General features: G+C 67.6%; 8 protein-coding genes and 3 tRNA genes. 8 read left to right on the forward strand and 3 right to left on the reverse strand.

The genetic code is table 11. The annotated features are described in order from the left end of the window. Nucleotides 1-24: 24 nt before the first annotated feature. Nucleotides 25-1,221 (reverse strand): MFS transporter, encoded by a 1,197-nt coding sequence (locus ACNJ7K_RS14160; protein ID WP_120279743.1) that lies wholly within the window; start codon nucleotides 1,219-1,221, stop codon nucleotides 25-27. Nucleotides 1,222-1,331: 110 nt separating this feature from the next. Here ACNJ7K_RS14160 and ACNJ7K_RS14165 point away from each other — a divergent pair, with 110 nt between their 5' ends. The 5 genes from ACNJ7K_RS14165 to ACNJ7K_RS14185 all read left to right on the forward strand — a co-directional run bounded on the left by ACNJ7K_RS14165 (nucleotide 1,332) and on the right by ACNJ7K_RS14185 (nucleotide 4,248). Continuing rightward, on the forward strand, nucleotides 1,332-2,108 hold the full coding sequence (locus ACNJ7K_RS14165) for a fumarylacetoacetate hydrolase family protein (RefSeq protein WP_060651453.1): 777 nt from the start codon (nucleotides 1,332-1,334) through the stop codon (nucleotides 2,106-2,108). A 66-nt stretch (nucleotides 2,109-2,174) separates the two neighbouring features. After that, nucleotides 2,175-3,647, forward strand: coding sequence for a glutamate--tRNA ligase (gltX, locus tag ACNJ7K_RS14170; protein ID WP_159417959.1), 1,473 nt, complete (start codon nucleotides 2,175-2,177; stop codon nucleotides 3,645-3,647). Nucleotides 3,648-3,861: 214 nt separating this feature from the next. After that, a tRNA-Gln gene (locus ACNJ7K_RS14175) sits at nucleotides 3,862-3,933 on the forward strand. An 86-nt stretch (nucleotides 3,934-4,019) separates the two neighbouring features. After that, nucleotides 4,020-4,092 (forward strand) — tRNA-Glu (locus ACNJ7K_RS14180). Nucleotides 4,093-4,175: 83 nt separating this feature from the next. Beyond that, nucleotides 4,176-4,248, forward strand: a tRNA-Glu gene (locus tag ACNJ7K_RS14185). 53 nt (nucleotides 4,249-4,301) lie between these two features. Here the strand turns inward: ACNJ7K_RS14185 and ACNJ7K_RS14190 are convergent. After that, nucleotides 4,302-4,814 carry a pyridoxamine 5'-phosphate oxidase family protein gene (locus tag ACNJ7K_RS14190; protein ID WP_060651455.1) on the reverse strand — a complete coding sequence of 171 codons (513 nt, stop codon included), beginning with the start codon at nucleotides 4,812-4,814 and terminating at the stop codon, nucleotides 4,302-4,304. A 105-nt stretch (nucleotides 4,815-4,919) separates the two neighbouring features. Further along, the gene (locus ACNJ7K_RS14195; protein ID WP_159417960.1) at nucleotides 4,920-5,621 is read right to left on the reverse strand and encodes an IclR family transcriptional regulator; all 702 of its coding nucleotides are present in this window, start codon (nucleotides 5,619-5,621) and stop codon (nucleotides 4,920-4,922) included. Nucleotides 5,622-5,737: 116 nt separating this feature from the next. On the opposite strand from ACNJ7K_RS14195, the gene leuC reads away from it, so the two are divergent. The 3 genes from leuC to ACNJ7K_RS14210 all read left to right on the forward strand — a co-directional run bounded on the left by leuC (nucleotide 5,738) and on the right by ACNJ7K_RS14210 (nucleotide 8,675). Continuing rightward, a complete protein-coding gene (gene leuC, locus ACNJ7K_RS14200) occupies nucleotides 5,738-7,165 on the forward strand; it encodes a 3-isopropylmalate dehydratase large subunit (protein WP_159417961.1) in 1,428 nt (475 codons plus the stop codon). A 28-nt stretch (nucleotides 7,166-7,193) separates the two neighbouring features. Next, on the forward strand, nucleotides 7,194-7,790 hold the full coding sequence (gene leuD / locus ACNJ7K_RS14205) for a 3-isopropylmalate dehydratase small subunit (protein ID WP_016935315.1): 597 nt from the start codon (nucleotides 7,194-7,196) through the stop codon (nucleotides 7,788-7,790). A 171-nt stretch (nucleotides 7,791-7,961) separates the two neighbouring features. Continuing rightward, a complete protein-coding gene (locus tag ACNJ7K_RS14210; RefSeq protein ID WP_088897189.1) occupies nucleotides 7,962-8,675 on the forward strand; it encodes an HU family DNA-binding protein in 714 nt (237 codons plus the stop codon). Nucleotides 8,676-8,701: the final 26 nt, after the last annotated feature.

Raw genomic sequence — 8,701 nt, forward strand, 5'->3', positions numbered from 1 at the left:
CCGGCGCCACGCGCGTTTCGCGTATCAGTCCTTCGGTACCACCGGGACCGCCGCTGCGGGAGCGATGGCGGCCAGGGCGAACGCCGCGGGGAATCCGACCGCGGCGATGAGCCCACCGAAGACCGGTCCGACGGCCGCGGCGAACACGAACTGTCCGGTGTTCTGGATCCCGAGTGCGCGGCCGCCCCAGAACGGGCCGGCGATCTCCGCGACGGCAGTGAACGCCAACCCGTTCGGCGCCGAGGTCAGGATCGACGCGACGAGCAGGACACCCACCGCGATCGCCGAATCGGTCCACGCCGTGACGGACAGCGCGACCATCGACACGACGACCGATGCGGCGACGAGGCGCATCGGTCCCAGCCTGCTGCCCACCCGATCGGACCAGGCCCCGGTGACGACACGCCCGAGGGCGCCGAGGATCTGGGCAGCGGTGATGACGAGACCGGCACCGACCTCGTCCCAACCGCGGTCGGCGATGAGCCAGACCAGTGCGTAGGTCCACACGACGTACTGCGGCACCACGAGCAGGATCGACGCGAGATGGATCCGCGTGAGCGACATCGAACTCCGGTACGGATTGCCGAGCACGCCTGCGCGCTCGGCCTCCGCCCGCCCGGGTCGCGGCGGATCCACCACGCCGACCGCGCAGGCGACGGCTGCGAGCCCGCACGCGAGCATGGGAAACGCGAGTGCCCAGGCGATCCCGTGGTCGCCCGCGAGCGTCGGGATGACGAGTGCGCCCGCGGCGACACCCAGCGGCACCGACATCTGCCGGATGCCCATCGCGAGGCCGCGCTGGTGGGGCGGGAACCATCCGACCACCACGCGTCCGCTCGCCGAATTGGCGCTCACGGCGCCGGCTCCCGCACACATCAGCAACAGGCCGAGCAGTGCGGCGGAGGCGGTGTGGGACAGGTCCAGCGAGGTGGTCGCGCTCGCGAGCCCCATCGCGACGGCCGCGATCCCGAGCCCGGCGGCCAGCGCGAGACGTTCGCCGAATCGGTCGGCGATCGCGCCCCACACGACGAGCGTGAACACGCCGCCGAGGATCGGTGCGCCGGCGAGGGTTCCGGCCTGGGCGAGGGTGAAGCCGCCTTCCTGGTTCAGAGTCGGGATGAGGAAGGCGATGCCGTTGATGACGGTGGCCTGGGAGGCCTGTGCGAGGACGCCGAGGGCCAGGATCAACCATCGACGCCGACCGATGTCCGGAGTGTCCATGAGTCCCGCTATCTGAGAAAGCCGTACCGTTATGTGAAATCCGAGTCGGACTCTATACCCGCGGCACCCGGGCGTCGATCGCAGTGAGCGCGCACCGATAGACTCCGGACATGCGCCTTGGTCGAATTGCCAGCCCGGATGGTGTCGCGTTCGTGAGCATCGAAGGGGAGGGGGAGTCCGCGACGGCGAAGGAGATCGCCGAGCATCCCTTCGGGAACCCCACCTTCACGGGCCGGAGCTGGCCCCTCGCCGACGTGCGGATTCTCGCTCCGATCCTCGCCACCAAGGTGATCGCGGTGGGCCGCAACTACGCCGCCCACGCTGCCGAGTCGGGCAACGAGGTCCCCGACGAGCCGATGATCTTCCTCAAGCCCAACACGTCGATCGTGGGCCCGGGCGCTCCCATCGTGATTCCGCCCACCACGTCGCTCGTCCACCACGAGGCCGAACTCGCCGTGGTCATCGGACGCCCCTGCAAGGACGTCCCCGCCGCGAAGGCCCGGGAGGCGATCCTCGGCTACACGATCGCCAACGACGTGTCCGCGCGCGACCACCAGCGCAAGGACGGACAGTGGGGCCGGGCCAAGGGCCACGACACCTTCTGCCCGCTCGGCCCGTGGATCGAAACCGACATCGACGCTTCCGATCTCGAGATCTCCGCGGAGGTCGACGGACAGACCCGCCAGCGCAGCCGCACCTCGAAGATGGTGCACGACATCCCGAAGCTCGTCGAGTGGATCTCCGGTGTCATGACCCTGCTGCCGGGCGACATCATCCTCACCGGCACCCCCGAAGGCGTCGGACCGATCGAGCCGGGCAACACCGTCTCGATCACCGTCGAGGGCATCGGGACGCTCACGAACCCCGTCGTCGCCAAGGGATCCTGACCGGAGCTCGCAGCGGGGCGGATAGCCTGGGATGGTCTCCCGTCGATCCTCAACCCTGAGCGAGTCATGACCACCAGCGAAGTACGCGTACGTTTCTGCCCGTCACCGACCGGAACCCCGCATGTGGGTCTGGTGCGCACCGCCCTGTTCAACTGGGCTTTCGCGCGTCATCACGGCGGCACCTTCGTGTTCCGCATCGAAGACACCGACGCCGCACGCGACACCGAGGAGTCGTACCAGGCGATCCTCGACGCCCTCCGGTGGCTGGGTCTCGAATGGGACGAGGGCCCGGAGGTCGGCGGACCGTACGAGCCGTACCGGCAGTCGCAGCGACGCGACCTGCACCTCGAGATCGTGCAGAAGCTCGTCGACGCCGGTGAGGCCTACGAGTCGTTCTCGACGCCGGAAGAGGTCGAGGAGCGGCACAAGGCCGCCGGCCGCGATCCGAAGCTCGGCTACGACAACTTCGACCGGGACCTCACCCCGGAGCAGCGGCAGGCCTTCCTCGACGAGGGCCGCAAGCCGGTCGTGCGACTGCGCATGCCCGACGAGGACCTCACCTGGAACGACCTCGTCCGCGGGGAGACCACTTTCAAGGCAGGCTCGGTGCCCGACTTCGCGCTCACCCGCGGCAACGGCATCCCGCTCTACACGCTCGTCAATCCCGTCGACGACGCGTTGATGAAGATCACACACGTCCTGCGCGGCGAGGACCTGCTGTCGTCGACCCCGCGCCAGCTCGCGCTGTACGCGGCGCTGCAGCGCATCGGCGTCACCGATTTCACACCCGAGTTCGGCCACCTGCCGTTCGTGATGGGGCAGGGCAACAAGAAGCTCTCCAAGCGCGACCCGGAGTCGAACCTCTTCCTGCACCGCGATCGCGGTTTCATCCCCGAGGGCCTGCTCAACTACCTCGCCCTGCTCGGCTGGGGTCTCGCCGACGACCGCGACGTGTTCTCCCTCGACGAGATGGTCGCGGCCTTCGAGATCTCCAAGGTCAACTCGAACCCGGCCCGGTTCGATCAGAAGAAGGCCGACGCCATCAACGCCGAGCACATCCGACTGCTCGAGCCGGAGGAGTTCGCGGCGCGGCTGAAGTCCTATCTCGTCGAGCACGGCCGGATCGGGGCCGACGTCGACGAGGCGCTCTTCCGGACGGCCGCCGACCTCGTACAGACCCGCATCGTCGTCCTCGGGGACGCATGGGACCTGCTGAAGTTCCTGTTCGTCGGCGAGGCCGACTTCACGCTCGACGAGGCGTCCGCGGCCAAGAACCTCAAGGAGGACGCCGCGCCCGTACTCGACGCCTCCGTCTCCGCCCTCGAGGGGCTGTCCGAGTGGACCACGCCGGAGATCGAGGAGGCGCTCAAGAGCGCACTGATCGAGGGTCTCGAACTCAAGCCGAGGAAGGCTTTCGCTCCTGTGCGGGTCGCGGTGACGGGCTCGCACATCAGCCCGCCGCTCTACGAGTCGATGGAACTGCTCGGCCGTGAGCGCACCCTTGCGCGCCTGCGTGCGGGACGGGCTCGTATCGCCTGACCCCTCGCCGGTTGCTCTCGGCCCGTCGTCGGCACCCGCCGGCGACGGGCCGAGCTCGTTCCGAGCTCGATTTCGGGCCGTCGAGCTCGTTCCGAGCTCGATTTCAGGACTCTGACCAGCCGATTTGTAGTTGGTGGCGGGGTTGGTGCTAATCTTCTTCTCGGTTCGGAACGGAGGCCACAACGCCGCAGGGCAGGCCGAAGGAACAGACCATTGGGGTATGGTGTAATTGGCAACACAGCTGATTCTGGTTCAGCCATTCTAGGTTCGAGTCCTGGTACCCCAGCTGAGACGCGGCGGTTTGCCCGCAACGTCTCGGCCAGCTATGCTGGCTGAGCTTCCTTCGGGAAGCGAAGAGAAGAAGTTCCATAGGCCCCCGTCGTCTAGCGGCCTAGGACGCCGCCCTCTCACGGCGGTAGCGTGGGTTCGAATCCCATCGGGGGTACAACGGACTACCCACCGATCTCCGGGTCGGTGGGTGTTCTTCTCTCGGAGGTATCGATTCGTCGATTCCTCGGAAAGTTCCAGGCCCCCGTCGTCTAGCGGCCTAGGACGCCGCCCTCTCACGGCGGTAGCGTGGGTTCGAATCCCATCGGGGGTACAACAACGAAGGCTCTCCGATCATCGATCGGAGAGCCTTTCGCGTATGTGCGGTCAGTGCGCAGCGGACGGAAGATAGGCGGCCGTCGTGCCGCCGATCTCCATGGCGGGCATCCCGAGCTTGCGGTGATCCCACGAACGCACCCGCGCGGGCACCACCCGGACGGCCACCCGCTTGTGCATCATCTGCTCCACCGCGGGGCGCGCTTCGTCGGTGTACGGGGCGGTATACCGCTCCCACACATCGCGGCACACCTCGAACAGGCGGTCGTGGTCGTCCAGGATCTCCGCGCGCCCCTCGATCGAGACGCCGCGCAACTGGTCGTAGGTGTCGCCGGCCTCGACGAGGACGGTCACGCGATCGTCGCGCCGGAGGTTGACGACCTTCTGTGATTTCGCCTTCGTCTCGAACCAGATCTCCCCGTCGAGCACCGCGTACCACATGGCGACGAGGTGCGGGGTGCCCGTCGGTCCGAGGGTCGCCAGGTTCGCGACCCGGCTGCGGCGGAGGAACTCGTCGATCTCCGAGTCCGTCATCGTGATGTCTGCGCGGCGGTTGGTTCCCATGCGAAGCACTCTGGCACAGCGTGGGGCCGCACGGCTGTCTTCCTCCCGTCCCGCCCGTGTCCCTCCTGGGCTCCACACGGGAGGGACACGGTCATGCGGTCGGCCTCAGAGACGCTTCTGGAGCGCTTCTGCGGCGGCGAGGAGGTCGGCTGCCCAGCGGGCGCCCGGTCGGCGGCCCATGCGGTCGATGGGGCCCGATACGGAGATCGCGGCGATCACGCCGCCGGTGTTGTCGCGCACGGGTGCTGCGACCGACGCCACACCGGGTTCGCGTTCGGCGGCGCTCTGCGCCCAGCCGCGGCGGCGGACCTCGACGAGCACGCGTTCACCGAAGGCCGCGTCGGGGAGGATGGCGCGCTGGGTCGCCGTATCGGCCCACGCGAGCAGAACTTTCGCGCCGGAGCCGGCCGTCATCGGAAGGCGTGCGCCGACGAGGACGGTATCGCGCAGACCGGTCGGCGGTTCGAGAGCCGCGACGCAGACCCGCTGGGTGCCCTCGCGGCGGTACAACTGCACGCTCTCGCCGGTGATCTCGCGCAGGCGGGGGAGGACGAGCGAGGCGGCCTCGACGAGCGTGTCGCCTGCGCCCGCGGACAATTCGGCCAATCCGGGGCCGGGGCGCCACTGTCCGTCGCTGTCGCGCATGAGGAGACGGTGGACCTCGAGGCCCACGGCGAGACGGTGCGCCGTGGCACGGGGCAGGCCGGTCCGCGCGCACAACTCGTTGAGGTTGCACGGCTGTTCGGCAACCGTATGGAGGACTGTCATCGCTTTGTCCAGCACTCCGATCCCGCTATGCTGTCTCATAGGTCGATACCTCCGTCTCGCATAATGGGAAGCATATCGCATACCGAGAACGGTGGGGACGACGCCATACGCGGCCGGACAGCCCCCGGGATCCCGCGTTCGTCACGTACGACAAGGTGGAGAAGATGGCTGGAAAGACTCTGGCGGAAAAGGTGTGGGACCAGCACGTGGTCGTGCGCGGTGAAGGAGAGGGATCGGCGCGACAGCCGGACCTGATCTACATCGACCTGCATCTCGTACACGAGGTGACCAGCCCGCAGGCCTTCGACGGTCTGCGGCTGGCCGGACGCCCGCTGCGGCGTCCCGATCTCACGATCGCCACCGAGGACCACAACGTCCCCACGGTGGACATCGACAAGCCGATCGCCGACCCGATCTCGCGCACGCAGGTCGAGACCCTGCGTCGCAACTGCGAGGAGTTCGGTGTCCGTCTGCACCCCATGGGCGACCTCGATCAGGGCATCGTCCACGTGGTCGGCCCGCAGCTCGGTCTCACGCAGCCCGGCATGACGGTGGTGTGCGGCGACAGCCACACCTCCACCCACGGCGCCTTCGGCGCACTGGCGATGGGTATCGGCACCAGTGAGGTCGAACACGTCATGGCGACACAGACGTTGTCGCTGCGTCCGTTCAAGACGATGGCCATCAACGTCGACGGCACCCTCGCGCCGGGAGTGACGAGCAAGGACCTCATCCTCGCGATCATCGCGAAGATCGGCACCGGCGGCGGACAGGGCTACGTCCTCGAGTACCGCGGCGAGGCGATCCGCGCCCTGTCGATGGAAGCGCGGATGACCATCTGCAACATGTCGATCGAGGCGGGGGCCCGAGCCGGCATGATCGCCCCCGACGAGACCACCTACGAGTTCATCAAGGGTCGCCCGCACGCCCCGAAGGGCGCCGACTGGGACGCCGCCGTCGAGGCGTGGGAGCAGCTGAAGACCGACGACGACGCGGTTTTCGACGCCGAGGTCCACATCGACGGCAGCGCTCTGACGCCCTTCGTCACGTGGGGCACCAACCCGGGCCAGGGCGCTCCGCTCGGGTCCAGCGTTCCGGTACCCGCGGAGATCGCCGACGAAACCGAGCGGTCTGCAGCGGAGAAGGCGTTGCGCTACATGGATCTCGAACCGGGCATGCCGCTGCGCGATGTGAAGATCGACACCGTCTTCGTCGGCTCGTGCACCAACGGCCGCATCGAGGATCTGCGCGCCGTGGCGGATGTCCTGCAGGGCCGGAAGGTCGCCGACGGCGTCCGGATGCTCGTCGTGCCGGGTTCGATGCGGGTGCGCGCACAGGCGGAGGAGGAGGGTCTCGGCGAGATCTTCACCGCCGCAGGCGCCGAGTGGCGGCAGGCCGGGTGCTCGATGTGCTTGGGCATGAACCCCGACCAGTTGGCGCCGGGCGAACGCTCCGCGTCGACCTCGAACCGGAATTTCGAAGGACGGCAGGGCAAGGGCGGACGGACGCATCTCGTCTCGCCGGCCGTGGCCGCCGCAACCGCGGTGCGGGGAACGCTTTCCGCACCGGCGGATCTGGACTAGACCACAGGACCGACGAGGAGAATTTTCGATGGAAGCCTTCACCACTCACAAGGGCATCGGCGTCCCGCTGCGCCGCTCCAATGTCGACACGGATCAGATCATCCCGGCCGTGTACCTGAAGCGCGTCACCCGTACGGGATTCGAGGACGGTCTGTTCGCCGCATGGCGCAACGACCCGTCCTTCGTCCTCAACACCCCGCCCTTCGACCGCGGCAGCGTTCTCGTCGCCGGACCGGATTTCGGCACCGGCTCCTCGCGTGAGCACGCCGTGTGGGCGTTGTCGGATTACGGATTCCGGGTCGTGATCTCGTCCCGCTTCGCCGACATCTTCCGCGGCAACGCCGGAAAGGCCGGTCTGCTCGCCGCTCAGGTCTCGCAGGACGACGTCGAACTGCTGTGGAAGCTCATCGAGCAGCAGCCCGGACTCGAACTGGAAGTGGATCTCGAGAACCGGACGGTGACCGCCGGAACCACAGTGGTGCCGTTCACCATTGACGACTACACGCGGTGGCGTCTGCTGGAGGGTCTCGACGACATCGGATTGACATTGCGCCAGGTAGACGCGATTTCCGAGTACGAAAAGTCAAGGCCGTCATGGAAACCGAGTACCCTTCCGGCGCCCTGAAAACACCCCCCGAACGCGCCTTCTCCGGGCCCGGTCCGACGCTCCCGTCGGGCCGGGCCCGGAGGTTATTTGCATGAGAATCCGCGTGGCACATAGACTCTTGCCCGTTTGCGGGTCTACCGTGGACTGGAGTCGGTCTGACGGTGGACCGTGTATGTGCGGAGGAAATCAATGAACAAGGCAGAACTGATCGACGTTCTGACCGAGAAACTCGGTTCGGACAGGCGCACCGCCACCGCGGCCGTCGAGCACATCGTGGACGCGATCGTTCGCGCCGTGCACGACGGTAAGAGCGTCACCATCACCGGATTCGGTGTCTTCGAGAAGCGTCGCCGGGCCGCTCGTGTCGCGCGGAACCCGCGCACGGGTGAGACGGTCAAGGTCAAGCCGACCTCGGTGCCGGCCTTCCGTCCCGGCCAGTCCTTCAAGAACATCATCGCGGGCACCCAGAAGCTTCCGGCTTCGGGTCCGGCCGTGAAGCGCGGTGCGGCCGCAGCGGCCAAGAAGACCGCGGCAGCGAAGAAGGCGGCCAAGAAGACTGCGGCCAAGAAGACCACGGCGACCAAGTCGACCGCGGCGAAGAAGACCACCGCAGCGAAGAAGACCACGGCGGCGAAGAAGACCACCGCCACCAAGTCGACTCCGGCGAAGAAGACCACGGCAGCCAAGAAGACCACGGCGGCCAAGTCGACTCCGGCGAAGAAGACCACCGCCACCAAGTCGACCGCGGCGAAGAAGACCACCGCGGCCAAGAAGACCACGGCGGCCAAGTCGACTCCGGCGAAGAAGACCACCGCCACCAAGTCGACCGCGGCGAAGAAGACCACCGCGGCCAAGAAGAGCCCGGCCAAGAAGACCACGGCCCGCAAGAGCACCAAGAAGTAACACCCACCCGCGATGCGGCTCGCACA

It is taken from the genome of Rhodococcus shunpengi (genome assembly GCF_048381395.1).
GTDB lineage: Bacteria > Actinomycetota > Actinomycetes > Mycobacteriales > Mycobacteriaceae > Rhodococcus.

Excerpts from the sequence above, each read along its gene's own strand:
- ACNJ7K_RS14190 (WP_060651455.1), bottom strand. The coding sequence starts at position 4,814 with ATGGGAACCAACCGCCGCGCAGACATCACGATGACGGACTCGGAGATC.
- leuD (WP_016935315.1), top strand. The coding sequence starts at position 7,194 with ATGGAAGCCTTCACCACTCACAAGGGCATCGGCGTCCCGCTGCGCCGC.
- gltX (WP_159417959.1), top strand. The coding sequence starts at position 2,175 with ATGACCACCAGCGAAGTACGCGTACGTTTCTGCCCGTCACCGACCGGA.
- ACNJ7K_RS14160 (WP_120279743.1), bottom strand. The coding sequence starts at position 1,221 with ATGGACACTCCGGACATCGGTCGGCGTCGATGGTTGATCCTGGCCCTC.
- ACNJ7K_RS14195 (WP_159417960.1), bottom strand. The coding sequence starts at position 5,621 with ATGAGACAGCATAGCGGGATCGGAGTGCTGGACAAAGCGATGACAGTC.
- ACNJ7K_RS14210 (WP_088897189.1), top strand. The coding sequence starts at position 7,962 with ATGAACAAGGCAGAACTGATCGACGTTCTGACCGAGAAACTCGGTTCG.
- ACNJ7K_RS14165 (WP_060651453.1), top strand. The coding sequence starts at position 1,332 with ATGCGCCTTGGTCGAATTGCCAGCCCGGATGGTGTCGCGTTCGTGAGC.